A 26003-nucleotide genomic window follows, 5' to 3' on the forward strand; every position below is an offset into this window, starting at 1 on the left:
TAGGTATAAAAGTGAATTCTAAAGTTATCAATTTTAAAGAAAAATTGAACCTGTTCTCGGAGCACTGGTCCCCTAAAGTGATTGCCGAGATGAACGATTACCAGTTTAAATTGGTTAAGATCCAGGGTGAATTTACCTGGCATGATCATCCCGATACCGATGAGGTGTTTGTTGTAGTTTCCGGGCATATGCAGATCGAGTTTCGCGATAGTGTCATATCCCTTGGACCTGGTGAGATGACGGTAGTACCAAAGGGTGTGGAGCATAAACCCAGAGCTGAACAGGAATGTGAAGTACTATTGATTGAGCCTAAAGGGGTCGTTAATACGGGCGATGCCGGTGGAGATCTAACTGCGAAAAATGATGTCTGGATCTAAGTGATTGAGCTGTTAATCAACTTTCTTTTACTGTTTGCTTGTCTGATTAACTTGCACCTTTCAGGGCCTGCGTTGGATTGTCTTCGCCCCATGCCAAATTTTGAGATGAGGGGACTGTTTCGCAGCGGCTATGTTATAAAGTGACAAGAATAAAGCTCTAATAAACTCAGATTTCTCTAGGCTAGCCATGCCACGCTAATAATAAAGGAGAAGATGATGTCTGAAGTGCATACCCGCCCAGTCTCCCCCGGTTTTGCTGCCAATGCGCTTATTAGCGCCGAAGACTACGAGACAATGTACCGCCAGTCGGTGGAAAGCCCAGAGGCGTTTTGGGCACAACAGGCCAAGGACTTTTTGCAATGGGACAAGCCGTTCACCCAGGTTCTTGAGGAGGATCTGCACAAAGGCCATACCGCCTGGTTCTCCGATGGCCAGTTGAACGTAACCGTAAACTGCATCGATCGGCACCTGGCCAGCCGTGGCGAGCAGACCGCAATTCTGTGGGAAGGAGATGATCCCGCTGACAGCAAGGTAATCAGCTATCAGAGCCTGTACGAAAATGTGTGTCGCTTGGCCAACCTGCTGAAATCCCGGGGAGTTAAAAAGGGGGATCGGGTGTGTATTTATATGCCGATGATCCCCGAGGCGGCTTATGCGATGCTCGCCTGTGCCCGTATCGGTGCTGTGCACTCGGTAGTATTTGGTGGTTTCTCCCCGGTGTCCCTGAAAGACCGTATTCTCGATTCCGATTGTCGTCTGGTGATCACTGCTGATGAAGCGGTTCGCGGCGGTAAGCGAGTACCGCTTAAAGCCAATGTGGATAAAGCGCTGGTGGACTGCCCTAATGTGCATACGACAATTGTGGTTAAACACACGGGCACACCGGTAGACTGGGATAGCAAGCGGGATATCTGGTATGGCGAATCCATAGGTGAGATGGAGCCGGACTGCGCGCCTGAAGTAATGAGAGCGGAAGACCCGCTGTTTATCCTTTATACCTCGGGCTCTACCGGTAAACCCAAAGGGGTCCTGCATACTACTGCCGGCTATCTGCTGATGGCCACCATGACTTTCAAATATACCTTTGATTATCGCGAGGGAGAGATTTTTTGGTGTACTGCCGATGTGGGCTGGATCACTGGGCACAGCTATATCGTCTATGGACCATTGTGTGCCGGGGCCACCAGCCTGATGTTTGAGGGAGTGCCCACTTACCCGGATGCTTCACGCTTTTGGCAGGTTGTGGATAAGCACCAGGTCAATATTTTCTACACCGCGCCGACAGCGATTCGGGCGTTGATGGGAGCGGGTGACGAGTTTGTAAAAGCCGCCGAGCGCAGCTCCCTGCGACTCTTAGGCACCGTGGGTGAGCCGATAAACCCGGAAGCCTGGGAGTGGTATTACAGTGTGGTGGGCGATGAGCGCTGCCCGATTGTGGACACTTGGTGGCAAACTGAAACCGGTGCGCAGATGATCACCCCATTGCCCGGTGCCATGGCATTGAAACCCGGGTCAGCCACTCGGCCCTTCTTTGGGGTACAGCCCGCGCTGCTGGATAGTGAAGGCCGGGAGATTGAAGGGGAGGGCGAGGGCTCTCTGGTGATTAAAAAGAGCTGGCCCTCCATGATTCGGGATGTGTACGGCAATCGCCAGCGAATGCTGGATACTTATTTTTCCGCATTCCCCGGTTATTACTTTACTGGCGATGGTGCCCGCCGCGATAGTGATGGTTATTACTGGATTACAGGGCGCATTGATGATGTGTTAAATGTCTCTGGACACCGCCTGGGAACAGCGGAGATTGAGAGCGCCCTGGTACTGCACAATGATACGGCGGAGGCAGCGGTGGTAGGTTATCCCCACGATATCAAAGGGCAGGGAATCTATGCCTTTGTAATGCTTAAATCCGGCCATGAACCCAGCGATGAGCTGAAGGCAGAATTAATTGAACTCTGTCGCAAGGAGATAGGGCCAATTGCCAAGCCTGACTTTATCCAATGGGCGCCAGCACTGCCAAAAACCCGTTCCGGCAAAATCATGCGGCGTATCCTGAGGAAGATTGCCTGCAATGAGTTGGACAATCTGGGAGACGTTTCCACTCTTGCCGATCCCACTGTGGTTGACGCATTGATTGATCACCGCGAAAATCGCTGACCATAGGTGTGGCGCGTGAAGGTTTTATTGGCCGGGCATAGCCCGGCCTTTTCATTGGGGCAGAGGTTAAATTCCTCCCCGATTTTTGCGCCATTTTCAGTTAAATAGACAAGTAAATGCCTGCTGCTTTGCACAGTTAGTAACCCTCTAACTCCGGATATTGTTTTCAGGGTATTTACAGTTAAGGAGATTCCGTTTGGAACAGGGACAGTACCTCTGCGATCACTACCGCTTCGCCGCCGATCAGCGCCTCAAGGTTTTTAATTTTTTTGTTGTGTTAACCATGTTTGTTGAGGGAGGAATTTTCACTGCCATGGAGAAAGACTTCCACCCTCTAATCCTGGCGTTGCTGGGAGGGTCTGTGGTCATACTGGTAACCGTATTTTGGCTGATGGACATTCGCAGCCGCCAGCTTATCAAGCTTGCTGTTCCGGCACTGAAAACCCTGGAAATGGGATTCCCTGAGGAAGCGAGAATTTTTTCCAACGATGCCATTCGCCGAGGTGACTTGGCCCGATACACTTTCGCTTTCAGGGTTTTGTTGGTGGGGCAGCTGTTCTTTGGTCTGGGCGTCGCTTCTTACGGTATTTATCACTGGTATATCGCCCCTTAATCCCAACCTTACAGTGGCGGGTATGACTGCATGAAGTGAACTACCTGCCACAACCTCCTCTTTGTCTCGCACGTCTAAAAGTCGGCGTGACTCCCCTCGCTAGGCTATCTTGCAGAAGTATCCGCTTCCCTCCCAAGGTTTATACGATGCTTGATCATATCCGCCTTTATGTGCACAGCTATGAACGCAGTAAGGACTTCTATCAGCAGGCGCTGATGCCACTGGGATACCAGTTGGTGATGGAGTTTGATGATTGGGCGGGCTTTGGTTGGGCAGATAAAGCGGAACTCTGGATTCGTGGGGGGACCAGCACCACTCCACAATTGCATATCGCCTTTCGCGCTGAAGAGCGGCAGGTGGTCAGGGAGTTCTATCGCTTGGCCCTGGAGGCCGGGGGTAAAGACAATGGCGCACCGGCTGTCTACGAACAACATCACCCGGATTATTATGCCGCCTACGTGCTTGATCCCGATGGGCATAACCTGGAAGTGGTGTGTCATTTACCGGGGGACTTACAGGAATAAGTCGATCGAGATTTGGGAGTAATTTATGAACGAGGCAACCCGAGCAAAATACCTGCCAATAGCGCTGGTCGTTGTAGGAGCGCTTTTTATTCTGGCGATTTACCCGATGATGATGTGGATTTGGCCGGAAGGGTGGGGCTGGACCCCGCGGCAGCCGGAATACGAGCAAATGATTATCGGTATTTATGTCACCTTGGGGGTGTTTTTAATACGCGCTGCAAAAAATCCCGCCGCAAATGCCAGTTTAATTTGGTTCACCATATGGTCCAGCCTTGTACATGCCGTCATTATGTTGGTGCAGGCATTGGTGGATAAAACCGAGCGAATCAATTTGATGGGAGATATTCCCGCACTTTTTTTGATTGCTGCTGTGCTTTGGTATCTTATGCCCAGGCAAAAAAAATCTGATTAAACTTTTTTCCTTTTCCGATTTCTCAGAAATTCTGAATTGCTCCTCCTGACTCATCATTATTGATCTCTGCTATAAGAGCGATAACAAGGTCTAATTTCCCGCTTATTGATCCCCCTTATAAGCTCTACTCCTGTAATAGAGATGGCAGTAGAGATAAATAATCCCATGAAATACTTACCCTTATTTGCATTAACTATCGGTCTGATAGGCGGTGCCAATGCAGAGACATTGACTCGCGATAATGGCGCACCTGTCGGAGACAACCAGAACGCACAAACTGCTGGAGAAAATGGCGGTAATTTGCTGCAAGATGTTCAACTGATTCAGAAATTGCAGCGTTTTGCCCGTGAACGTATTCCCGAGCGTGTAGTTCATGCTCGTGGAACTGGTGTTCACGGTGAATTTGTTGCGACAGCTGACCTCAGTGATTTAACCCGCGCAGCGGTGTTTGAGCGCGGTAGTAAAACGTCAGTGTTTGTGCGCTTTTCAACAGTAATCCACTCAAAAGGTTCCCCGGAAACCCTGCGCGATCCCCGTGGATTTGCCACCAAGTTTTATACGGAAGAAGGTAACTGGGATTTGGTGGGTAACAACCTGCCGGTATTTTTTATCCGCGACGCGATTAAATTCCCGGATATGGTTCACTCCCTGAAGCCCTCCCCGGTGACTAATCAACAGGACCCCAACCGTTTCTTTGATTTCTTTAGCCATGTGCCGGAATCCACCCATATGCTGAGCTGGGTCTATTCCGATTACGGAACACCGGCTAACTTGCGCCAGATGGATGGCTGGGGTGTTCACGCCTATAAATTTATCAATGACAAGGGTGAAGTGAACTATGTGAAATTCCACTGGAAAACCCGTCAGGGCATTAAAAACCTGACTGCGGAAGAGGCAGCAGAAATTCAGAGCAAGGACTTCAGCCACGCAACTCGCGATATGTATGCCGCGATTGAAAAAGGCGAATATCCGCAGTGGGATCTGTTTATTAAAGTACTGAAACCCTCACAGCTGAGCAGCTTCAATTACAACCCCCTGGACGCCACCAAAATGTGGTTGGACGTGAAGGAAACCAAAGTGGGCACCATGACACTCAATCGTGTGCCCAAAAATTTCTTTCGGGAAACTGAGCAGTCCGCATTTGCGCCAGCCAATATTGTGCCGGGTATTGAGCCTTCGGAAGACCGCCTGCTGCAGGGTCGCGTGTTCTCATACTCCGATACGCAAATGTATCGCCTGGGGGCCAATCACCAGCAATTGCCTATCAACCGTCCCCGTGTTGCCGTAAATAACTGGAACCAGGATGGAGCGAGTAACTACGGCCAGCAGACTTCAGATGTGAACTATCAGCCGAGCCGCATCGATGCGCGCAACGAGGACCCTAAAGGTCTTTATAGCAACAAGGTGCTGAATGGCAGTACCCAGCAGAAAGCGATTGAAAAGAAACTGCCGTTTGCCCAGGCGGGTGCTTTCTACCGCAGCCTGAGCCCTGAAGAGCGCCAGAATCTGATTGAAAACCTCGCTGGTGATCTGGGTAAAGTGAGTGATGAAAACACTAAGCACATTATGCTGAGTCACTTCTACCGAGCGGACAAGGACTACGGACAGCGCTTAACCAAAGCAGTTGGTGGAGATCTGGATCGCGTGAAAAAACTGGCCCGGTAATTTTTACCCAAGTGCGGGGGACCTCTGTCGCCCGCTAAATTTATACAGGTGAAATTATGAGATCATTTTTATTCGCACTACTCTTTCTCACCTTGGGGGTTCAGGCAGGGGAGCCGGAAAAAACGGAATCTGATTTTACCGAGCTCTCCCAGTATTATTTTGCCGCAGCCAGGATTGGTGATACCGAGGTGCTGCGTGAATTTTCGCAAGCGGGTTTCCCCCTGGATGTACGCAGCCCGAAAGGTTATACGGCACTGATGATTGCCACTTACAACGGCAACGGGGAGGCTGTGGACTACCTGTTGCAGAGAGGTGCAGATGCCTGTGCCCAGGATCGCCGTGGCAATACTGCCCTGATGGCAGCGATTTTTCGCGGTGAGTTTGCCCTTGCACGAACCCTGCTAAAGCAGGATTGCGATTCGCAGCAGGTGAATAAGGCCGGCCATTCCGCCGAGGATTTTGCCGAAGTCTTTGGTCGTGACCAGATAGTTCGACTATTGCAGCAACAGCGGGCAAATGGCGACTAAGACAGTTTTTTGTGCGGTTGGCATTGGATGGTGTCACCGCTCCTGTCCTGCGTGAAATCCTCTTGAGTTGGCCGCTTTAGCTTGCGGCACATTTCTCAGTTTGTCCCCGCCCCCGCGACCGCGTTAGCATAGCCAGCTGCAATCCAGTTGGTACCCACTATGACCTCGAATCATCATCCCTATGAAGCCCTCACGCCGGACGTGGTGATCGACTGTGTCGAGACTACCGGGCTGATTTCCGATGCGCGCATTTTCCCTCTAAACAGTTATGAAAACCGCGTCTATCAGGTGGGTATTGAGGATGCCGAGCCGTTAATTGCCAAGTTCTATCGCCCAGGGCGCTGGAGTGATGAGCAGATAATGGAGGAGCACCAGTTCACCCTGGAGCTGGCAGAGGCCGAAATTCCTGTGGTGGCACCGATACAGTTTGATGGGCGCACCCTGATGGAGTCCGCTGGATTCCGTTTTGCGCTTTTCCCCCGACGGGGCGGTCGCCAGTTGGAGCTGGATAACTTTGATCACCTGGAGCAGGTGGGGACCATGTTGGGTCGCATTCATGCAGCCGGCAGCGCCAAACCTTTCAGCTATCGCCCATCCCTCACTTTGCAGCGATTCGCAATCGATAGCCGGGAATTTATCCTGAATGGAGACTTCCTGCCACGTGAGAACCAGGAGGCCTACGCTTCCGTCACGGGCCACATTATCGAACAGATAGCCCCGCTGTTTGAGCGGGACTGGGATGTGCTGCGTCTGCACGGTGATTGTCACAGTGGCAACTTCCTGTGGCGGGATGAGACTCCCTGGTTTGTGGACTTGGACGACTGCCTGATGGGGCCGGCGATCCAGGATATCTGGATGTTGATTTCCGGCAATCGCGCAGAGCAAACCGCCTACCTGGATGCAGTGTTGGAAGGCTATGAAACCTTCTATAGTTTTGATCCCCAGCAGTTGCAGCTGGTGGAACCTCTGCGCTGCCTGCGGCAGATGCATCACGCTGCCTGGTTGGCGCGGCGCTGGCAGGACCCGGCTTTTCCCCAGGCGTTCCCCTGGTTTAATACTGCCCGTTACTGGGCAGAGCATATACTGGCATTGCGCGAACAGCAGTCGGCGCTGCTGGAGCCCCCGTTGACCCTGGGGGCTGTGTAACATGGAGAAAGCAATAATGGATGCGACATGCACCGAGGCTGAGGCGGATCTGATTTGGGAGAAGATTCGTATAGAGGTGGCGCAACAAGTAGAGCGGGAGCCGATCCTGGCCAGCTTTCTACACGCGACCATCCTGAATCACAACTCCCTGGAGGCGGCGCTTAGCTTTCACCTAGCCAACAAGCTGGACAATGCGGTGGCACCGGCGCTGTTAATTCGCGAGGTTATCGATGAAGCACTACAAGCTGACCCTTCCATAGGGCATGCGGCGCGAGCGGATTTGAACGCAATTTACCTGCGGGATTCCGCCTGCCACTCCCTGCACGAGCCCTTCCTGTACTTTAAGGGCTTTCACGCCTTGCAGGTTCACCGTGTGGCCCACTGGCTGTGGCAGCAGCAGCGCCGCTCCCTGGCTATGTTCTTACAGCACCGTGTCTCTGTCGTATTCAGTGTGGATATCCACCCGGCTGCGCGTATGGGTGACGGTATATTGCTGGATCACGCGACCGGTATCGTTATAGGTGAAACGGCTGTAGTGGAAAACAATGTTTCCATCATGCAGTCCGTTACACTGGGCGGCACTGGTAAAGAGAGCGGGGACCGCCATCCGAAAATCCGCCACGGGGTTTTAATCGGTGCGGGCAGCAAGGTGCTGGGTAATATTGAAATTGGCGAGTGCGCCCAGATTGCTTCGGGAAGTGTGGTTCTTAAAACGGTACCGGCAAAGGTGTTAGTGGCCGGAGTGCCGGCAAAAGTTGTCGGGGCAGCCACCTGTGCTGAACCGGCATTATCCATGGACCAGTGTGCCCTGTCGCAAGTACAGAAGTAAGGCTTGTCGCTCCGTGGCGAACACAGGCTACGGGGCTGGGATCACTGGGGAAATGATGCAACGGCACTGTTCTTGGCACTATCCTTTGACCCATGAAATATAGTCTCAGCGCTAAAAATCTTACCTGCCGAAATTTGGAGGCTTATGCGGATTACCGCGCGAGCCTGGTAACTCCGGATTGCACCAAGGAAATTACAGGTATTGTCCGCAGTGATAGCGGCCTGCCTTCCATTGGGCTCAATCAGGTGATTTCCAATATGGTAATGCCGCCGCGCATTATTCAGCGTTTTGCGCTGGATTATTTTGCCGAGCGGCACAGCCCCTTCACCCTTTGGCACAGTGCCTCCAAACCCCTGGACAATGACGCTTTGGATGAGCTTGGGCTAAAGCGGCGCCAGTCCCAGGTAGCTATGGCCGCTGAGATACCCCGACTCAGCGCTGCCGAGGTTCCGGTAGTGGAACAGTTGGCCATTAGTGCGGTGAAAAAAGAGGCCTTGCCTGATTACGGCGCGGTGCAGGCTGCGGCGGCGGGGGAGCAGGAGGGGGCGCAGTTGGCGCACTTTTATCAGGGACTGCAGGAAATTCCCGAGCAGCGACGCGGGCGGCTGAAATTATTCCTCGCTAAGCTGGATGGTGTGCCGGTGGCCGCCGGTTGCCTGTTTGCGGCAGCGGATGCATTGGGACTCTATGACCTGGTGACGCTTCCGGACTACCGGGGTCGCGGGATTGGCCGAGCTCTGTTCAAGCATTTGCTAACCGCTGCCCAGGGCAGCCACCATAAAAATCTGGTGGCTTTGGTGCCGGCGGATCGCCAGCAGCTACTGCTCGATAGTGGCTTTTTTGCAGTTGGCGAGGTTGCCCGCTATCAATACACTCCGGCGCCGGCGGCCGCTAAGCCCGACTGAAAGGGAAGGCGATAACTTCCTCAATCGATCGGTAACCGTCTTTTAACATCAGCAATCGGTCGACTCCCAGCGCGACCCCGGCGCACTCGGGCATGCCTTGATCCAGGGCCGCAACCAGACGCTCTTCAAAGGGGTGTACAGGGCGCTGGTTATTGCGGCGGTATTCCAGATCTTTTTCAAAGCGGCGTTGCTGTTCCGCGCTGTCGGTCAGCTCCCAATAGCCATTGGCCAGTTCCAATCCACCCACATAGGCCTCGAAGCGCCTGGCGACGGGCGTCCCCTGTTCATCTTCCACCACTTTTGCCAGTGCCGCTTGCTCTGCGGGGAAGTCGTACAGCAGGGTGATGCCCTCCCTCATGGTGGGTTCCAGGCGGTGGCTCATGAGCAGGTCCAGGCACTCACTGCGTTCACGGGGTACAAAAGACAATTCCATTTCCCGCTTAACGTAGGAAATCAGCTCGGCTTCGCTGGCACTGTGGGGGTCCAGTTGCAGCTCCCTTAAAAACAATTCCCGGTAACTGAGGGACTGAACCTGGTCCGTCGCCAAAATACCGCAGAGCAGCTCGGCGACCTCCTCCATCAGTTGGTGATCGTCCCAACCGCAGCGGTACCACTCCAACATGGTGAACTCGGGGTTGTGTCGACCGCCGGATTCGCCCTGGCGAAAAGCCTTGCCCAAGTAGTAGCAATCTCCGAGTCCTGCGGCGAGTAAACGCTTTAAACCAAATTCCGGGCTGGTGGCCAGGTAGGCGTTTTTGCCCCGGCACTCTGTGGTGATTGACTCGATATGGGGGTCGCTGGTGGCGCGCTGGGATAGCACCGGAACTTCGGCTTCCACAACATTTCGCTCAGCAAAAAATGTGCGTATTTCAGCGAGTAGCGCAGCGCGTTGGCGCAGGGCTGCAATAGTGGCGGTGGGGCGCCAGGTATCTGTACTCATGTGGGGTAGCTCTGGAGACGAGCGGCCGTAGGCCGCTCGAGGGGAGGAGGTACTTAGTCTTCCTTGGCACGGCCCAGGTATTCGGCGGTGCGGGTGTCTACCTTGATGGTTTCACCGATTTCCAGGAACAGAGGAACCTTCACAACGGCGCCGGTAGCCAAAGTGGCCGGCTTGGTGCCGCCCTGGGCGGTGTCTCCGCGCAGGCCCGGATCGGTATCGGTAATTTCCAGGATTACGTGGTTGGGTGGAGTAACTGCCAGCGGAGAGCCGTTGTACAGGGTTACAGTACAGATATCCTGCTCTTTGAGCCATTTTGAAGCATCGCCCACAGCATCGCTGCTGGCTTGGTGCTGTTCAAAAGTCTCGGGCTCCATGAAATGGTAAAACTCGCCATCGTTGTACAAGTATTCCATTTCGCGATCCATCACATCCGCCGCTTCCAGGCTTTCACCGGAGCGGAAGGTGCGTTCCCATACGCGACCGGTTTTCAGGTTGCGAAGCTTCACGCGGTTGAACGCCTGGCCCTTACCAGGTTTGACGAATTCGTTTTCCACGATTGAGCAGGGGTCGCCGTCCAGCATCACCTTGAGGCCGCCCTTGAATTCGTTAGTGGAGTAACTAGCCATAGCAAATAGAGCCCTTTAAGTCATTTATCTATATGATTTTTAACGAGTTTTTTGTTTCTAGCCGATTCCGGCCAAGGCTGGGCTAACGCCCTCCGCTTCCGCCACAAATGGTAGCCGCAGGTAACTCGTCTGGCTGGGGAAAAGAGACTTCACCGCCAGCCCTGCATGATGGAGCGGGATTATACAGGAGGGTGGGAGCTTGAACGAATACCAGAGAGAAATGGAGGGGAGGCGTTCCGGTTGTTATAGCCAAGCTGCAATTATTGGGGCAGCCAACAATGCAATGGGCTTTAGCCCATTGCACAAAAGCACTTAACTTAATGGGTCGTCCCCGCCGCCATAACCTTTTCTCTGCATGCGGCGCACAAAGTAAGCAAAAGTCGCTTGCGTGCGTTTTTCCTGGAGAATCCAGTCGTGGGCTTCGCGGCCCAGTTCGGGATCAATATCCTGGATGGTGCCGGCGGATTCAGCCAGTATTTGCAGTTTGGCAGCGCGCTCACACTGAACCGCCATTACACAGGCTTCCTCAACAGAGCGACAGGCCATAATCAGGCCGTGGTGTCCCAGTAGGATTGCGCGCTTGTCCCCAATAGCGGCGGAAATCAGCTCGCCCTCGCTGTTACCCACGGGTACACCCGGCCAGTCTTTGAGGAAGGCAATATCCTCATACAACATGCAGGCGTCCATATGGGAAATCTTTAGCGGGCGCTCCAGCATGGAAAGTGCACATACGTGCATGGGGTGGGTATGCACGATGCAGTTCACATCGGGGCGCGCCCGGTAGATCCAGGAATGAAAGCGGTTGGCCGGATTGGCCATGCCCTCTCCAGACAGTACTTCGAGGTCTTCGTTGACCTCCAATAAGTTGGATGAGGTAATTTCATCGAAGCCGAGGCCCAGGCGTTGGGTGTAATAAGTACCGGGCTTTTCCGCACGGGCGGTAATTTGCCCAGCCAGGCCGGAGTCGTGACCATCGTTAAATAAAATTCGGCAAGTCAGCGCAAGCTTTTCTCTCAGGGACCACTCGGGGGTGCTGAGGTGCTGTTTCATTGCTTCACTGGCTCGTTCAACCAGTTCGTTTTTTGCCAGTGATAGTGTTTCAGCCATTGTTATCTCCAATTCTCACAGCAAGTCATATTAATTCTGCGATATTTAATAAATTTTCCTTTTTTATTTTCTTATCGCAGAATAATTTTTAAAAACCTAACTCAAAATGATTCGATCTCTGTCGAATTTATGTTGGTGGCATTTCCCTATGCCCATGCTTTCTCCAACAACACCTGTGAGTGGGTTGATAAGTGCTTGCTAATTAAGCTGTAACAGCTTCAACTTTTTTATGTTTAGTGGAGTGGTAGGCGGTTTCAATAGAATCGAAGAATTGTAAGCGGGCCTCTACAAGGTGGCGCCCGGCTTCAAGCATTATGTCCAGTTGGCTGGGATCCTTGGAGCCGATATCTACCATAATATCGCGAATGGTTTCTGCATGGCCGTCATCACATTCAATATGCAGCAGGAAAAATTGCATTTCTGCATCGGTTACGCCGCAAGAGCGGAATCCGGCAACAATATCTGTATATAAATCGGGTACCAGGGCTTCGGCTCCCAGGCATAGGGCTCCCAATCCTGCACTGGCCCTGAGGTCCCGACAGTTTTTGAACATGGTATCGATCAGGTGCTGAGTGCCTGGTAAAACTTCTGCGTTTTCCAGGGTCAAACCAAAATGCTCGAGGGTTTCGCGATAGATTTCTGCGTGGGGTTTGGGGCTGTCTGGTTCCAGGCCCAGCTCTTCCATTAGATTCTCGGCAAGCTCCAGGACTTCGTGGTTACTCGGGAGGTTTGCCATCATTGCACAGAGATATCTAACAAAGAATCCACTGTAAATACCTTGTTGAACCAAAAATATTTTTAATTCGTCCAGCGTAATGGAGCCTTCACGGCAACGCTTCAAGAAAGGATGTGCGCGAGTTTGCTCAATCAGTAGGTCTTTATTGGCTTCAAGCAATTCAAGCTGCATTTCCATTGGGTAATTCCTTTTTGTAATTCTAAACTTACTGGTTAAACACCTTTTAGGTGTTTTATTTATTTCTTGATAGTGCCCGCCTTTGGCGGGGGCGACAAAATGGTTTTCTTTGCCGGCGTTTAAATTAACACCGAATTATCCCTATTGTGAATAAGGGAATTATGAATTTTTTGATATTTGTTGATGGTTTTTGGAAGATGTTTTTTCTAGTGATAAAAATTTTATTAATAAATAATTTTTGCTTTGCTTTATCCTTGTTGGATTTATCAAAGAAAATGTTTTTTGCTCCCTGAATTAACTGTGGAAATGTCGACTGTGTAGATTTTCTTTGTTGCAGTGGAGTGTTTTGTGGGGTAAGGGTTTTTATTGGTAGGTAGAGTGAATACTTGCTTCGCCGATAATGAGTCTACTCCTAAATTCAGGTAAAGAAGAGTTAAGGAGCCTCTGAATAACTCCATGATACCTCTGGCATGCAGAGCGGTTCACAATCAAGGCGCGGCTTCGCAGGAATGTCTAGACCTTTCAAGAAGTCGCAACGCGGAGTGTGAATCGCTCTGCAAGCCCTGAAGGGCGGGCCTTGAAGGCCACAGCTGCTGCGTTGCAGCTCTTGCAAAGGGCTACGGCCATTCGCGGCGAGCTGCGCCTAACATCTGCAGCCTTCAAGACCCGCAGAGGCATTACGGAGTTATTCAGAGGCTCCTCAAGGCTCTGGTTGCTTAAAGATACAATCCAACTATCCGATATTTTTCCACAGAAGGCTGATGAAGATTTTTTGATTATGTTTATAGGGTTTCTGCAAAAATAAATTCAGTTTATGTAATTACCCGAGGGAATCGATTTGAGGGTTCAACTCACTCACTAGATAGGGTCTGAAACAAATGCCATTTCTCTGATGGGTTTGTGCGAATTCCCATGTCTACCTGGTCACGGCACCCTTTGTGGGGCATCACTGTCAGTGGTGGCGGGAGATTGCAGTGGGGGATCTGATACAATCTCTTATTTTGTAGTGTATCTCCATGATGGCGTCATCATCGGCCCCCGGTATAGAGCTTATCGACACACAGGAATCCCGCTGCTGGCAGGATGAGTTGTCTGATCTGGTCACTGATCCGGCAGAGTTGATTCAATTACTACAGCTAGACCCGCGTAAGCTCCCCAAGGCCTTGCAAGCGGCTTCTGGCTTTTCCCTGCGCGTGCCGCGCCCCTTTGTCCGGCGCATGCGTTGCGGCGATCCCGAAGACCCATTGTTGTTACAGGTTTTACCCGGTGCGGATGAGTTGGAGAAAGTGCCGGGATTTAGTGCAGACCCCCTTGAAGAGGCAGAAGCTAACCCTCTACCTGGAGTTGTTCACAAATACCACGGGCGCCTACTGCTGATCACTGCGGGCCAGTGTGCGGTCAATTGTCGTTACTGTTTCCGACGTGAATTCCCCTACGGCGACAACCACCTAACTCGCAGACAGAGCCTGGCAGCTCTAGACTACATTCGCGCGCGCACTGAGCTGCGCGAAGTGATTCTGAGCGGCGGTGATCCTTTGGTAATGAGTGACCGTCAACTGGCCTGGCTCACCTATGAGCTGGCCGAGATTCCCCATGTAGATAAGCTGCGAATTCACAGCCGCCTCCCGATAGTTGCTCCCAGCCGGGTAAACCAGAAAATGTTGAATTGGTTTACCGGTTCCCGCTTGAAGCCCGTGCTGGTGTTGCACTGCAACCACGCCAATGAAATTGATAGTGAGGTGCGGGAGTCTCTGCAAAAGTTGCGAAGCGCAGGGGTAACCCTGCTCAACCAGGCGGTGCTATTAAAAGGCGTCAATGATAGTCGCGAGGCGCTGGGTGCGTTGAGCGAATCCCTCTTTGCAGCAGGAGTACTTCCGTACTATTTGCATCAGCTGGATCGAGTAAATGGTGCCGCACATTTTGAAGCCTCTGATGCGAAAGCGCTGGAGCTAATCGAACATCTCCGCCAGCAGCTACCCGGTTATCTGGTACCAAAACTGGTGCGTGAAATCCCCGGCGTCCCATCAAAATCCCCGATCTTTGCTGAGAGTTGTTGAAACAGTGCAAAATTACTAGCTCCATTTACCTATTTGGTAGAGGCCTTTACGAGGGGATTGTCGGGTGGGTAAATATCGCCAAATTGATCTAGGCTAATTGTGTGATATCGGTGGCAGATATAGTTGGCGGATCGCCCCATTCAGCAGCTGCTATTTCACTTTATAGCGTTGAAGTTAGGGGCTCTTTAGGTTTGGATAGTTTGATTGGTGGCTTTGGCTTCGCAAATAAAAAAAGGTGGAAGCTTTTAGTGGAGAGTGTTGTGTGATTTAGGTCACAAGTACCAGTTTTATCTGCTCTTGTGCGCGATCCTCTACGCCCCCTAAAATTACCGCTAGCGGTAGCTGTGTGCCGCCATTAAAAAAATAGAGCAAATAATGAGTAGCAACGACACAATACGACTTCTCCTGATTCACGATACCCCGTCGGAAGCCCAGCGCCTTGTGAGTATGCTGCACAACGCAGGCCGTCCCAACCGAGCACAGCATGTGGCCAGCGAGGCTGTGTTTAACCGCCTGCTCCAGGATAAAACCTGGGATTTAGTGATCGCGGCTGAAAGCAGTACTCAGGTGCCCCCCTCAGTGGCGTTGCGCACCATCAGCAAACTGCAGAAAGATGTCCCGGTAATTATGCTGACCGAGCGCACCGGTGCCCAACCCGTGGTGGAAGGTTTGAAGCTCGGAGCCCGCGATGTCGTAGTGGTGGATGAAGACCAACACCTTCTTTTTGTAATACAGCGGGAGCTGGGGGCGCTCGCCAATCGCCGTCAGGCTCGCCTACACGACCGCCGCTATCACGCGACCCTTAACCGTGCCAAGGAGCTACTCGATAGCTCCAAAGATGCCATCGCTTATATATCTGATGGCTTGATCGTCTACGCCAATGACTCCCTTGCAGAGCGCTTTGGTTACGACTCTGGCGAGGACATCGAATACCAGCCACTGATTGATATGCTGGCTGAAAATGAGCAGGAAGAGGGGCGTGAATTCCTCAAAAGCTGCGCTATCGACAACAATGAGCTGGAGGCGAAAGAGTGGAAATTTACCGCCAAGACCGCCTCTGGCGAATCCCTGCCCACTCGCGCAGAGGTACTCAGTACCACCTACGACGATGAGCGCTGTCTGCAGGTGCGTATTGCCTCGCGCCGGGGTGATACGGAGCAATTGGAAGCGCAGCTCAGTGACATCAAGAACCGCGATCCGTTGACCGGGCTTTTCAATCGTCAGCACTTCCTACAGGTACTGGATTCCAGCATCAAATCTGCAGCGGACTCCCACAATACCGGCGGTCTGATGCTGATAGAAGTGGATCGCTTTGAAGATGAAGTGTTGAAAGTTGTAGGAGTGGCCGGTGCTGACGCCCTGCAAAAAGGCATGGCGGAATTACTCAAATCCTGCCAGCGCAGTGGCGATACCCTGGCCCGGTATAGTGAAGATGCCTTCTGCCTGCTCAGCCCGAATACAACTCCGGACAGCATCGAGCAACGCGCGCAGGATATATTGAAGAAGATTTCCGATACCATCTTCGATGCAGATGGCAAAACCCTGCAAATTACATCTTCTATCGGTATTTCCCTGATGAGTGAGGCCTCCAGTGGTTCGCAGCAGGTGCTGGACCAAGCGCTATCTGCTCACAAACAGGCTCTGGGTGAAGAGAAGAAAGGTGGGAAGTTTGCGCTCTACGAGCCGGATACTGAAGGTGGTGCCGACGCCGATACCTATCACCGCGCAAGGGTGGTACAAGCGCTGGAAGCTGGCAGTCTGAAGTTACTCTACCAGCCAATTCTCAGTTTGCAGGGAACTGGCGAGCAACTGTATGAAGTATTGGTGCGTATGCTCGATGACAAGGAAGAGCTGGCGCCGCTGGCCTTCCTGCAGGAACTCGGCGATGCGGGTCTGTCGGCGAAAATGGATCGCTGGGTAATTATTACCGCGATCAAGGCCGCCGCAGCCGCCAGGGCTGAGGGCAAGAATATTTCTTTGATGCTGCATATCACCACTGCTTCACTGGTGGACAGCAGCTTACCCGGCTGGCTGGGGGTTGCCTTCAAAGCTGCCAAGGTGGCGCCGGGAACGGTGATCTTCCAGTTGCGTCAGGAGGATATCAACAGCAACCTGCACGCGGCCCGGGACTTTACCACTCAGGTCCAGCAATTGGGTTGTCGCGTTTCGGTCTGTCATTTCGGCACCGGACTCAATCCGTTCAAGGCTCTTGAGCATGTGAAAGTGGATATCGCCAAGATCGATCCCTCCTTCGTGCGCGAGGTCCAGGATGAAGGCGAGAGCAGTGACTCCCTGGCAGGATTGGTACAGCGCTTGGGTGAGGCGGATACCAAGGTGATAGTGCCCCATATTGAGCAGGCCAGTATGCTGCCGACTTTGTGGCAGACCGGTACTGATTATATTCAGGGGTACTATGTGCAGGCGCCGGCGGAGGATATGAACTTCGATTTCAGTCTCGAATAATTTCTCTCTGAAAGCTTTTTAAAAAACCGCACCGCCTTAACAGGGGTGCGGTTTTTTATTGCCTGCAAATCAGGCGTTGTAGCGGCTGCGTAGGGCGGCGATGGTATTGCGCGCCAGGGCGCCGTACTGCGGTGCCGGTGCCGGTACCAACTCATCAGCTGTGCTTTCACTCCAGGCACGCTGGATATGGTTCTGCCCCGCTTCCTGCTTATAAATCCTTGCCAGGCTGGCGTTGTAATTCTGGCTGGTGACTGTATCCACGTGATACCAGTGGGCCTTGGCGCGGGAGTGGGAAACATCCATCAGCAGGTAACCGCGCTGGGTTATCTCCACCCACTTGAGGTGCGGTATTAACCCGTCCATAGCAATCGCTGCAACATCCGTCAGGTGGGATTTGTCCAGGAAGCTGGAGGTTACTCCGGGGGTGACAAATTCTCCGCCGAGGGCGCCGCGTCCGGTCAGGCGCCCGTATTTCAAAATACTGAAAGGATTGCTGGCCAGGTCCCAGGCCCAGGAGCTGTGGATATCTCCAGTGAGGACGACAAAATTGTCGATATTATTGTCGGCAATGTGGTTGAACAGGCGCTCGCGGGATGCGGTGTAACCATCCCACTGGTCCATATTCACAGACAAATCCCTGGCCAGGGTGAGTTGCGCCATCATTACCTGTTGCCCCAATACCCGCCAGCGCACGCCATCCGACTGGGACTGGGTCAGGCTACTGTGCAGCCATTGTTCCTGCTGGGTACCGAGGATGCTGCGCTCCGGGTCGTCGGCGGTCTGCTGATCGAACCAGTTGGCCTGCTCGGAGCGTGCGGCGATGCGGGTATCCAGCATCATCAGGTCCATGAGGTTGCCGAAGCGGAAGCTGCGGTAGATGGCCCTGTCACCAAATAGATCAAAGATGCCGTTATCGCGGATGGGCATCCACTCGAAGTAAGCCTGGTTGGCCACCGAGCGGCGTACAAACCAGTCGCCCTCGCCATCTTGGACATTGTGGTTCTCGGCACCGCCAGCCCATGCGTTGTTAGTGGTTTCATGGTCGTCCCAGACGCAGATAAACGGGTGTTGGCGATGTACTTCCTGCAAATCGGGGTCGGCGCGGTACTGGGCGTAGCGCAGGCGGTAATCCTGGATATCCACCATTTCCTTGGCGGGGATTGGCTCTCGCCCCAGGCCCGTACCGGTACCGTAGCCACCGGGTCCGTACTCGTAAATGTAATCCCCCAGGTGCAGTACCACATCCAGGTCTGCACGCAGGGCAATTTCCCGGTAAACATTGAAATAACCCATGGGATAGTTGGAGCAGCTGGTCACCGCAAAGCGCAGCTTATCCACATGGCCGATGGGCAGTGTGCGAGTGCGGCCTATGGGCGAGTCGATACCGTTAGAGTAGAAGCGGTAGTAGTAACTGGTGCCGGGTTGCAGACCGCTGGCATCCACTTTGATGGTGTAGTCCACATTAGGCCCGGTAATACCGCTGCCGCTATTGACCACCATGGCCATTTCCGGGTCCAGAGCGACCTGCCAGGTGTAGGGCACCATGGACTGGAATTCTGGATCGGCGGACGGAGTGATACGGGTCCAGAGAATTACGCGATCTGCCAGGGGGTCACCGCTGGCTACGCCGTGCTGGAAGGGCTCCTGGCCGGAACCGTAGGCTTTCAGTAGGGGCAGGGCCGCCAGGCTTGCGCCGGAAAATTGTAGAAACCGCCTCCGGGACAGAGACATGGGGTTCTCCTTATAGTGCTTGTTATAAAAGAGCCGCAGTCTGAATCTGGAAAGTGAACGATGTATTAATTCCCGGTCAGTATTTTTCTTCCCTCGCTGCTATTAGTCATGAAATTCGTCCTAAGGCGACGAAACTGAGACATTAATCTGGTTTATTGGCAAAACGCGGCATGACCGTCGGTACCCGTGGCTCGAGCGGGTGATCAGTGAGCCCCCTTACGGCGGGTGCAGAGTCCCCTGTCGTTTCTCATCTGCGCTCTGTCAGGTATCCTGTGGCGCAAATTGAAAAGCTGAACTCAGGGAGTAGACCCATGTTGCCCCGTTTACTGTGTACCAGTCTGATCGTTGGCGGCCTTGCCGTTGCCGGTGGCTGTTCCAAGTCGGAGCCTTCTAAGGCCGAAGTAGACAGTGCGAGCGCGCCGATAAAGGCGTCCGCTGTGATCGAGAAGAAGCCGGGTGTTGAAAAAGCGCCCCAGTCCGGAGTGGATTACCACTCTTTTGCCAACAGCAATGATTACCAGGTGCAACACCTGGATCTGGACCTGACTGTCGACTTCTCCCGCAAGGTTCTTGAAGGTGAAGCCAAGTTGGACTTCAAGCGTCTCAACGACAAGAACCTGCCGATGGTACTGGATACCCGAGAGCTGGAAGTGGTTTCTGTATCCGCCAATGGCGCGTCAGTAAAATTCTCCATGGGCGAGAAAGACAGTCACCTGGGCACTCCGCTGAATATTGAGCTGCCGGAAGATGCCGACAGCATTACTATCCGCTACCGTACAGCGCCGGGCGCCTCCGGCGTTCAGTGGCTGGAGCCCCAGCAGACTGCGGGTAAAAAGCATCCGTTCCTGTTTACCCAGGCCCAGGCGATTCACGCGCGCAGCTTTATTCCGCTGCAGGACTCCCCGAAAGTTCGCATCACTTACAACGCCACTGTACGCACTCCGAAAGAACTGCGCGCAGTTATGAGTGCGAACAATGACCCGCAGGCGGCCAAAGATGGCGTCTACGAGTTTGAAATGCCCCAGCGCATTCCCTCCTACCTGATTGCCCTGGCGGTTGGCGACCTGCAGTTCAAGCCCATGGGCGAGCGCACTGGTGTCTATGCCGAGCCTTCCATGCTGGAATCTGCAGCGGCGGAGTTTGCCGATACCGAATCCATGCTGGAAGTGACTGAAAAGGCTTATGGCCCCTACCACTGGGATCGTTACGACCTGCTGATTCTGCCACCCAGCTTCCCCTTCGGTGGTATGGAAAACCCGCGTCTTAGCTTTATCACTCCGACGGTGATCGCCGGTGATAAGAGCCTGGTAGCCCTGATTGCCCACGAACTGGCCCACTCCTGGTCCGGCAACCTGGTGACCAATGCCAGCTGGCGCGACCTTTGGCTGAATGAAGGTTTCACCACCTACCTGACTAACCGCATTATGCAGTTCGTCTACGGTGATGAGCGCTACCAGATGGAAATGGCCCTGGGCTATGACGATCTGCAAGCGGATCTGGCTGATAAAGAGCCCCGCGATGAGATTATGGCGATCGACCTGCGCGGACGTGACCCCGATGAAGTCTTCTCCAATATTCCCTACGAGAAAGGCTCCCTATTCCTGTATGAGCTGGAGCAGAAAGTAGGTCGCGAAGCGTTTGACCGCTTCCTGATGGAGTACTTCAACCACTTCTCCTTCCAGAGCATCACCACCGAGGACTTCGTTAAGTATCTAGACAAGACTCTGTTGGTTGAGCACGCCGATAAGCTGGACCGCGACCGCATCCTTCAGTGGATCTTCGATCCGGGTATTCCCGAAGGTGCGCCGCATCCGAAGTCCGATGCCTTCACTAAATTGGATCCAGTGCGTCAACAGTGGTTGGACGGCAAACTGGCGGCGAAGGATATCGATACCAAAGGCTGGACTTTCCACCAGTGGAAGTACTTCCTCGATGGTATGCCGGAAAAACTGACGGAAGCTCAGTTGAAGGAATTGGACGGCGCCTTTGGCCTGACCGAATCCCGCAATAACGAGGTGGCTTTCAGCTGGCTGATGATCGCAGTGCGCAACGACTACGAGCCGGCCTTCGAGCGCCTTGAGAATTTCCTCACCAGTATCGGCCGCAATAAGTTCCTGCGCCCGCTATATCGCAATATGGTTGAGACTGGTAAAAAAGACGTGGCTGCACGCATTTTTGAGCGCGCCAAGGTGGGTTATCACCCGCTGACGGTAAAAGTAAATAGCCTGGTTATTTACGGTAAAAAAGAGAGTTAATCGCTCTCTTTTCCCAGTTGTCGCAATTCCCATAGATCAATATGAGAGTTGCGGCAACTCTCCCTTTTCTTTTTCCCTTCCACTTTGGCTAATGCTAAAGTTTGCTCCACAAAATATTTTTTATGGGCATTCTTTCAGTTTGTTTTTATAGCTAAGTGAACTGGTACGATAGCGTGATTAATACGCCAGATTTCTGGCATAAAAATCATTAAACGGCTGTTCAAATGGATTGCCTTTGCGTACTCTGCTGCCCAGAGATTTTACTCAGGAAGGGAGGCACCTATGTATAAACGGGCTTTACTAATAGTCGTCCTGGGGCTTTTTCTTGCCAGTTGTGGGCAGAAACCCGGGCCCAGTGCTTGCACGGATCACAATAAGCGGCCGAGTTTCCCTTTTCCTCACGCGATGCTTTAAGAGCTAAGCCGGGTTATACCCCGAGCTTGGCAATTTGTTGGTCATTGAGACCAAATAAGTAGAGGGCGGCATCCAGGCCAAACAGATTGATGGCCTGGGGGGCCTGTAGCCTCACCTTGGGCTTGGGGTGAATGGCGATACCCAGTTCCCCTAAATTCAACATAGGAATATCGTTGGCGCCGTCACCCATAGCGACCACAGTTTCCAGTGCCAAATCTAAGCTTCCGGCAATTTCCTGCAGTAATTTGCGTTTGCGATCGCCATCAATAATGGGTTCCACTACTTCGCCGGTGAGGGCCCCTTCGGCAAATGTCAGTTCATTGGCGTGGATATAATCCAGGGGCAGGCGCTCTCGCTGCAGGAATTTCGCGAAGTAGGTGAAGCCGCCAGAAAGTAGCGCCGTTTTACAGCCCAGCGCGCGCAAGGCCGCCAGCAATTCATAGGCCCCTTCTTTTAACGGCAATTCCCGGGCAATTTCTGCCAAACGCTGCTCGGAAAAACCTTTTAGCAGGGCCATACGCCGCTTAAAACTTTCGCAGAAATCTATGTCCCCGGCCATGGCCGATTGGGTGATGGCGGCAACCTGATCACCGATACCAGTAATTTTTGCCAGCTCGTCAATGACTTCAGCATCAATCAGGGTTGAATCCATATCAAAGCCCGCCAGCTTTGGCACCCTCTGGGTAACAGAAGCCTGGATTGTTAGGTCTACTCCCAACTCATCGGCCACTCCAAGGCAGGCCAGACGCGCGCTGTCAAAATCGAGGTCGCCATCAATTTGGAAGCGGATAACGGTGCGATCGCGTCTTTGTGCCAAAGTATCAGCGGCGAATAGGCTCCACTGTTGTTCATCAAAAAATCGCAGAAGGTATTGGAGTTGGGCCAGGGAGACAGAGGGGCTCAACAGGGTGACACACCAAATGGCTTCAAGTGCACTCGGTTCTTCGGGGGGCGGGGTAAAGTCCGTAGCCTCACCGGGAAAAGGGGCTGCACCGGAATACTCCAGGCCGAGCTTGGCGACTTGATCTCGGAAGCTCAGGTAGCGCAGGGTGCCACTTCCTGAAGCCTGGGAAATCTGTTTCAGGGAGAGGTGGAATTCCTGTGAATTTATTTGATCACCCATAAGCTCTGTCCCGATTGAATTAAATGTCCGGCGCATTATAGCTCTTATGAGATTCTTCGCTAAAATTGCCGGGCTTTAATTTCATTGATTGCCGGTCAGCAGGGTTTTTAATGGGCTCAGTTCGAATGGGGAGTAAAATTCCTTTTCGAATTGTGCGAGTTGAATTGAACTATTTCGTCGTCTGCTTTACCAATCGCTCAGGAATTAATTGGGTATGCACAATTTTGGTGCCTACCGTTAAAATGCTCGCTGCTCCAAAACAGCTGGGGCAATAGTAAAAAAACAATACGCAAGATGTCTGCCGCCGTTTATGTCAGTTTCCATTGTATCTATTCTTCGCAAAATACCGGCTCAATTAGCACAGTTGTCCAAACGCGCCCGCCAGCGTTTATTGGCACTGGTTATCTGGCTAACACTGGCAATATTCTGTGCGGCGGCACTGGGACATTTTTATGGTCAGCAGCGCACCGGCCAGATAGAGCGGGACAGAGTTACCGTGAAGGCGGCAGCGACTATTCTCGCGGGGCAGAGCCTGGAGAGTATTGTGGCCGGGGATCGTATCAGCCTACAGCTGATCGCTCGCCAGCTGCTGGAGCTTCCAATGGTTTCCGGCATTTTAATTGAGGATGTGGAATCGAATTCCCTGGCCGAAGTGGGTGACCTGAAAGAGGGGGAGACGATCACCGAGCCAGTGGTCCTGCACGATAGTATTGCCGGCAATATTACTGTGGCGTTTGAGCCTGGTAATTCCGTTACCTTCCCTTGGGCCAGCTTGTTGCTGACCCTCGTTTTTGCCCTGCCATTTAGTGCAGCTGCGGCCCTGCTTACCGGTAGTTTGTCCCGGGAGCGCAAATTGCCCGCACAAATTACTGAGTCTGCTCAAGCTGTAGCTGAAGTTACCGAGCCCAGCGTTGGGCTTTATCTTCGCCCCCTTAACTGGGCGCAGTTGGGCAACCAGTTAAGTCGCAGCGCCCTGGAGGGTTTGCAGCGGGAGCTAGATGGACGTATGCGTTTGCTGCAACGCATATACGGTGCCACCCCCCTGAGTTGCGCCGGGCCACAGATCGGCCTGGATTTCTCTGGAACTGATGCGGCCTTCCGCGCAGTCTGCTGTGGTTTATTGCTGCGGGAGATGCAGAGCGTTAGCCGTGCGACCGGTTTGAAGCTGGCTCTGGCGGTAGTCCCATCCCAGCCACAGAGTCCGGATTTCTGTGCCGATCAGCTACTCAACCAGTCCCGCGGCTTGTTTTTGCACCCGGAACTTCTTGAAGACAGTTCCCTGGTGGGGCGAATTGAGCACCACGGTGCCGGTTGGGCATTGGAGGTGACTGGCCTAACCCCTTCCTATCAAAAACTTCTCAACAATCAGCTACAACAGCTGCTCGGCGCTGAGTCTACTCCCCACAGGACCCCCGTGGGCTAAGTGACTGGAAGTGCCTTAGGGTTCTTTTTTGGCGCGTGCTTTACGTTTACGTTAACGTAAACTCTTGCTAGGCTTGATGGCATCTTGAGGAAGTCGTTATGAAAGCAGAAGCAAGCCAAATGGAGCCCCATAATTACAGCATTTCCGAGCTGGCGCGGGAGTTCGATATCACTACTCGCGCCATCCGCTTCTATGAGGACAAGGGCCTGCTCAATCCGGAGCGTCGCGGCCAGACCCGCGTCTATAGTCCCGAAGAGCGTGTGCGCCTAAAGCTGATCCTGCGCGGAAAGCGGCTGGGATTCTCCCTGGATGAGAGCCGTGAAATTATCGATATGTACGACCCGGCCCACGGCAATGTGGAGCAGTTGCACCGTCTATTGGAGCGCATCGCGCAAAAGCGTCTGCAGTTACAACAGCAACTGCGGGATATCGAAAGCCTGATGGAAGAGTTGGATGAAGCTGAATCCAGGGCCCGTGAGTCCCTGGCGCAAAGCGATGACAGCAGCGTTTCCTAAACAGATTTCGGCACTGTGCCAAGAGTGACGCAGTTGCCTCATGTGGTATTGAACAGCCGCCAAGGCGGTTATTTGAATTAAAGACATTTTTAAATATCAATGGAGCCGTTATGAACACCTCCTACCCAACCCTGAATTTCGGTCTCGGTGAAGACATCGATATGCTCCGTGACATGGTTTACAAGTTCTGCCAGGCGGAGCTGGCCCCACGCGCGGCGCAGATCGATGAAGACAACCTGTTCCCAGCGGATATGTGGAAAAAGTTTGGCGAGCTGGGTCTGCTGGGCATGACCGTGGAGGAGGAGTTCGGCGGTTCCAATATGGGTTACCTGGCACACGCTGTGGCCATGGAAGAGATTTCCCGCGCCTCTGCTTCTGTGGGCTTGTCCTATGGTGCCCACTCCAACCTGTGCGTAAACCAGATCCGTAAAAATGGTACCCGCGAGCAGAAGCTCAAGTACCTGCCCAAGCTCTGTTCCGGTGAACATGTAGGCGCCTTGGCCATGAGTGAGCCCAACTCCGGTTCCGACGTGGTAAGTCTGCAACTGCGCGCCGAGAAGCGCGGTGATCGCTTTGTTTTGAACGGCAATAAAATGTGGATCACCAACGGTCCCGATGCCGATACCTATGTGATCTACGCTCGCACTGAGCCGGGCATCAGCTCCGGTGGTATCACTGCGTTTATTGTTGAGCGCGGCTTTGCCGGTTTCTCCCAGGCGCAGAAACTCGACAAGCTGGGCATGCGCGGTTCCAACACCTGTGAGCTGGTGTTCGAAGACTGTGAAGTGCCGGAAGAAAATATCCTCGGTGAACTGAACGGCGGTGTACGCGTATTGATGAGCGGTCTCGACTACGAGCGCACGATTCTCTCTGGAGGCCCTGTCGGAATTATGCAGGCCTGCCTGGATGTGGTGGTTCCCTATATTCACGAGCGCAAGCAGTTCGGCAAGGCCATCGGTGAGTTCCAGCTGATGCAGGGCAAGATCGCCGATATGTACGCTGACCTGAATGCCAGCCGCTCTTACCTGTACGCTGTGGCCCGGGCTTGTGATCGCGGTGAGGACTCGCGCAAGGACGCCGCCGCTGTAATCCTGTTTACTGCGGAGCGCGCAACACAGATGGCCCTGCAGGCTATCCAGACACTGGGAGGCAATGGCTACATCAACGAGTACGCCACTGGTCGTCTGCTGCGCGATGCCAAGCTCTACGAAATCGGCGCGGGTACTTCTGAAGTGCGCCGTATGCTGATTGGTCGCGAGCTGTTTAAAGAGACCCGCTAAGGCT

The 26003-nt window shown here is 53.1% G+C and carries 23 protein-coding genes; 17 read left to right on the top strand and 6 right to left on the bottom strand.

The genetic code is table 11. The features are described from left to right. Positions 1-11 precede the first annotated feature (11 nt). The 10 genes from ACJJIY_RS06860 to ACJJIY_RS06905 all read left to right on the top strand — a co-directional run bounded on the left by ACJJIY_RS06860 (position 12) and on the right by ACJJIY_RS06905 (position 9152). Positions 12-377, top strand: coding sequence for a cupin domain-containing protein (locus tag ACJJIY_RS06860; protein ID WP_413664150.1), 366 nt, complete (start codon positions 12-14; stop codon positions 375-377). Positions 378-593: 216 nt separating this feature from the next. Then, positions 594-2531, top strand: a complete 1938-nt coding sequence (gene acs / locus ACJJIY_RS06865) for an acetate--CoA ligase (protein ID WP_445359338.1) — start codon at positions 594-596, stop codon at positions 2529-2531. Between the two features lie 196 nt (positions 2532-2727). Continuing rightward, positions 2728-3144: a hypothetical protein gene (locus tag ACJJIY_RS06870; protein ID WP_282930221.1), complete on the top strand. Its 417-nt coding sequence runs from the start codon at positions 2728-2730 to the stop codon at positions 3142-3144. A gap of 146 nt (positions 3145-3290) precedes the next feature. Beyond that, positions 3291-3668, top strand: a complete 378-nt coding sequence (locus tag ACJJIY_RS06875; protein WP_444895393.1) for a VOC family protein — start codon at positions 3291-3293, stop codon at positions 3666-3668. A 25-nt stretch (positions 3669-3693) separates the two neighbouring features. After that, positions 3694-4080, top strand: coding sequence for a DUF6632 domain-containing protein (locus ACJJIY_RS06880; protein WP_444895392.1), 387 nt, complete (start codon positions 3694-3696; stop codon positions 4078-4080). A gap of 165 nt (positions 4081-4245) precedes the next feature. Further along, a complete protein-coding gene (locus ACJJIY_RS06885; RefSeq protein ID WP_444895391.1) occupies positions 4246-5745 on the top strand; it encodes a catalase in 1500 nt (499 codons plus the stop codon). Positions 5746-5801: 56 nt separating this feature from the next. Beyond that, positions 5802-6272, top strand: coding sequence for an ankyrin repeat domain-containing protein (locus ACJJIY_RS06890; RefSeq protein ID WP_444895390.1), 471 nt, complete (start codon positions 5802-5804; stop codon positions 6270-6272). A gap of 159 nt (positions 6273-6431) precedes the next feature. Further along, a complete protein-coding gene (locus ACJJIY_RS06895; RefSeq protein ID WP_444895389.1) occupies positions 6432-7418 on the top strand; it encodes an SrkA family protein kinase in 987 nt (328 codons plus the stop codon). 1 nt (position 7419) lies between these two features. Next, positions 7420-8247 (top strand): serine O-acetyltransferase, encoded by an 828-nt coding sequence (gene cysE / locus ACJJIY_RS06900; protein WP_413664156.1) that lies wholly within the window; start codon positions 7420-7422, stop codon positions 8245-8247. A gap of 92 nt (positions 8248-8339) precedes the next feature. Further along, positions 8340-9152 (top strand): GNAT family N-acetyltransferase, encoded by an 813-nt coding sequence (locus tag ACJJIY_RS06905; RefSeq protein ID WP_445359339.1) that lies wholly within the window; start codon positions 8340-8342, stop codon positions 9150-9152. Here the strand turns inward: ACJJIY_RS06905 and epmA are convergent. The 4 genes from epmA to ACJJIY_RS06925 all read right to left on the bottom strand — a co-directional run bounded on the left by epmA (position 9139) and on the right by ACJJIY_RS06925 (position 12738). Further along, entirely contained in the window at positions 9139-10092 is a 954-nt protein-coding gene (epmA, locus tag ACJJIY_RS06910) for an EF-P lysine aminoacylase EpmA (protein WP_445359340.1), read from the bottom strand. The genes ACJJIY_RS06905 and epmA overlap by 14 nt on opposite strands. A 53-nt stretch (positions 10093-10145) precedes the next feature. Next, a complete protein-coding gene (efp, locus tag ACJJIY_RS06915; RefSeq protein ID WP_108731510.1) occupies positions 10146-10718 on the bottom strand; it encodes an elongation factor P in 573 nt (190 codons plus the stop codon). A gap of 312 nt (positions 10719-11030) precedes the next feature. Next, a complete protein-coding gene (locus tag ACJJIY_RS06920) occupies positions 11031-11825 on the bottom strand; it encodes an aldolase (protein ID WP_444911975.1) in 795 nt (264 codons plus the stop codon). A gap of 202 nt (positions 11826-12027) precedes the next feature. Continuing rightward, the gene (locus ACJJIY_RS06925; protein ID WP_413664160.1) at positions 12028-12738 is read right to left on the bottom strand and encodes an iron-containing redox enzyme family protein; all 711 of its coding nucleotides are present in this window, start codon (positions 12736-12738) and stop codon (positions 12028-12030) included. A gap of 544 nt (positions 12739-13282) precedes the next feature. On the opposite strand from ACJJIY_RS06925, the gene ACJJIY_RS06930 reads away from it, so the two are divergent. The 3 genes from ACJJIY_RS06930 to ACJJIY_RS06940 all read left to right on the top strand — a co-directional run bounded on the left by ACJJIY_RS06930 (position 13283) and on the right by ACJJIY_RS06940 (position 17258). After that, positions 13283-13543 carry a hypothetical protein gene (locus tag ACJJIY_RS06930; RefSeq protein ID WP_445359341.1) on the top strand — a complete coding sequence of 87 codons (261 nt, stop codon included), beginning with the start codon at positions 13283-13285 and terminating at the stop codon, positions 13541-13543. 211 nt (positions 13544-13754) lie between these two features. Then, on the top strand, positions 13755-14795 hold the full coding sequence (gene epmB, locus ACJJIY_RS06935; RefSeq protein WP_445359342.1) for an EF-P beta-lysylation protein EpmB: 1041 nt from the start codon (positions 13755-13757) through the stop codon (positions 14793-14795). A 375-nt stretch (positions 14796-15170) separates the two neighbouring features. After that, complete coding sequence (locus ACJJIY_RS06940; protein ID WP_445359343.1) at positions 15171-17258, top strand: GGDEF/EAL domain-containing response regulator; 2088 nt, start codon at positions 15171-15173, stop codon at positions 17256-17258. Between the two features lie 69 nt (positions 17259-17327). On the opposite strand, the gene ACJJIY_RS06945 is transcribed toward ACJJIY_RS06940, so the two are convergent. Next, complete coding sequence (locus ACJJIY_RS06945; protein ID WP_445359344.1) at positions 17328-18989, bottom strand: alkaline phosphatase D family protein; 1662 nt, start codon at positions 18987-18989, stop codon at positions 17328-17330. Positions 18990-19300: 311 nt separating this feature from the next. On the opposite strand from ACJJIY_RS06945, the gene ACJJIY_RS06950 reads away from it, so the two are divergent. After that, on the top strand, positions 19301-21244 hold the full coding sequence (locus tag ACJJIY_RS06950) for a M1 family metallopeptidase (protein ID WP_445359345.1): 1944 nt from the start codon (positions 19301-19303) through the stop codon (positions 21242-21244). 427 nt (positions 21245-21671) lie between these two features. On the opposite strand, the gene serB is transcribed toward ACJJIY_RS06950, so the two are convergent. Next, positions 21672-22781: a phosphoserine phosphatase SerB gene (serB, locus tag ACJJIY_RS06955; protein ID WP_445359346.1), complete on the bottom strand. Its 1110-nt coding sequence runs from the start codon at positions 22779-22781 to the stop codon at positions 21672-21674. 310 nt (positions 22782-23091) lie between these two features. Between serB and ACJJIY_RS06960 the strand changes: the two genes are divergently transcribed. The 3 genes from ACJJIY_RS06960 to ACJJIY_RS06970 all read left to right on the top strand — a co-directional run bounded on the left by ACJJIY_RS06960 (position 23092) and on the right by ACJJIY_RS06970 (position 25999). Beyond that, complete coding sequence (locus ACJJIY_RS06960; RefSeq protein ID WP_444906570.1) at positions 23092-24204, top strand: hypothetical protein; 1113 nt, start codon at positions 23092-23094, stop codon at positions 24202-24204. 98 nt (positions 24205-24302) lie between these two features. Then, a complete protein-coding gene (locus tag ACJJIY_RS06965; RefSeq protein ID WP_444895378.1) occupies positions 24303-24719 on the top strand; it encodes a MerR family transcriptional regulator in 417 nt (138 codons plus the stop codon). Positions 24720-24829: 110 nt separating this feature from the next. Continuing rightward, a complete protein-coding gene (locus tag ACJJIY_RS06970; RefSeq protein WP_444895377.1) occupies positions 24830-25999 on the top strand; it encodes an isovaleryl-CoA dehydrogenase in 1170 nt (389 codons plus the stop codon). The last annotated feature ends 4 nt before the right edge of the window (positions 26000-26003 follow it).

This window comes from Microbulbifer maximicatervae (SeqCode) (assembly GCF_052468155.1).

Bases quoted from the DNA above. Each gene is read 5' to 3' on its own strand.
- acs (WP_445359338.1), top strand. From the start codon at position 594: ATGTCTGAAGTGCATACCCGCCCAGTCTCCCCCGGTTTTGCTGCCAAT.
- ACJJIY_RS06875 (WP_444895393.1), top strand. From the start codon at position 3,291: ATGCTTGATCATATCCGCCTTTATGTGCACAGCTATGAACGCAGTAAG.
- ACJJIY_RS06880 (WP_444895392.1), top strand. From the start codon at position 3,694: ATGAACGAGGCAACCCGAGCAAAATACCTGCCAATAGCGCTGGTCGTT.
- ACJJIY_RS06885 (WP_444895391.1), top strand. From the start codon at position 4,246: ATGAAATACTTACCCTTATTTGCATTAACTATCGGTCTGATAGGCGGT.
- ACJJIY_RS06890 (WP_444895390.1), top strand. From the start codon at position 5,802: ATGAGATCATTTTTATTCGCACTACTCTTTCTCACCTTGGGGGTTCAG.
- ACJJIY_RS06895 (WP_444895389.1), top strand. From the start codon at position 6,432: ATGACCTCGAATCATCATCCCTATGAAGCCCTCACGCCGGACGTGGTG.
- cysE (WP_413664156.1), top strand. From the start codon at position 7,420: ATGGAGAAAGCAATAATGGATGCGACATGCACCGAGGCTGAGGCGGAT.
- ACJJIY_RS06905 (WP_445359339.1), top strand. From the start codon at position 8,340: ATGAAATATAGTCTCAGCGCTAAAAATCTTACCTGCCGAAATTTGGAG.
- epmA (WP_445359340.1), bottom strand. From the start codon at position 10,092: ATGAGTACAGATACCTGGCGCCCCACCGCCACTATTGCAGCCCTGCGC.
- efp (WP_108731510.1), bottom strand. From the start codon at position 10,718: ATGGCTAGTTACTCCACTAACGAATTCAAGGGCGGCCTCAAGGTGATG.
- ACJJIY_RS06920 (WP_444911975.1), bottom strand. From the start codon at position 11,825: ATGGCTGAAACACTATCACTGGCAAAAAACGAACTGGTTGAACGAGCC.
- ACJJIY_RS06925 (WP_413664160.1), bottom strand. From the start codon at position 12,738: ATGGAAATGCAGCTTGAATTGCTTGAAGCCAATAAAGACCTACTGATT.
- epmB (WP_445359342.1), top strand. From the start codon at position 13,755: ATGATGGCGTCATCATCGGCCCCCGGTATAGAGCTTATCGACACACAG.
- ACJJIY_RS06940 (WP_445359343.1), top strand. From the start codon at position 15,171: ATGAGTAGCAACGACACAATACGACTTCTCCTGATTCACGATACCCCG.
- ACJJIY_RS06945 (WP_445359344.1), bottom strand. From the start codon at position 18,989: ATGTCTCTGTCCCGGAGGCGGTTTCTACAATTTTCCGGCGCAAGCCTG.
- ACJJIY_RS06950 (WP_445359345.1), top strand. From the start codon at position 19,301: ATGTTGCCCCGTTTACTGTGTACCAGTCTGATCGTTGGCGGCCTTGCC.
- serB (WP_445359346.1), bottom strand. From the start codon at position 22,781: ATGGGTGATCAAATAAATTCACAGGAATTCCACCTCTCCCTGAAACAG.
- ACJJIY_RS06960 (WP_444906570.1), top strand. From the start codon at position 23,092: ATGTCAGTTTCCATTGTATCTATTCTTCGCAAAATACCGGCTCAATTA.
- ACJJIY_RS06965 (WP_444895378.1), top strand. From the start codon at position 24,303: ATGAAAGCAGAAGCAAGCCAAATGGAGCCCCATAATTACAGCATTTCC.
- ACJJIY_RS06970 (WP_444895377.1), top strand. From the start codon at position 24,830: ATGAACACCTCCTACCCAACCCTGAATTTCGGTCTCGGTGAAGACATC.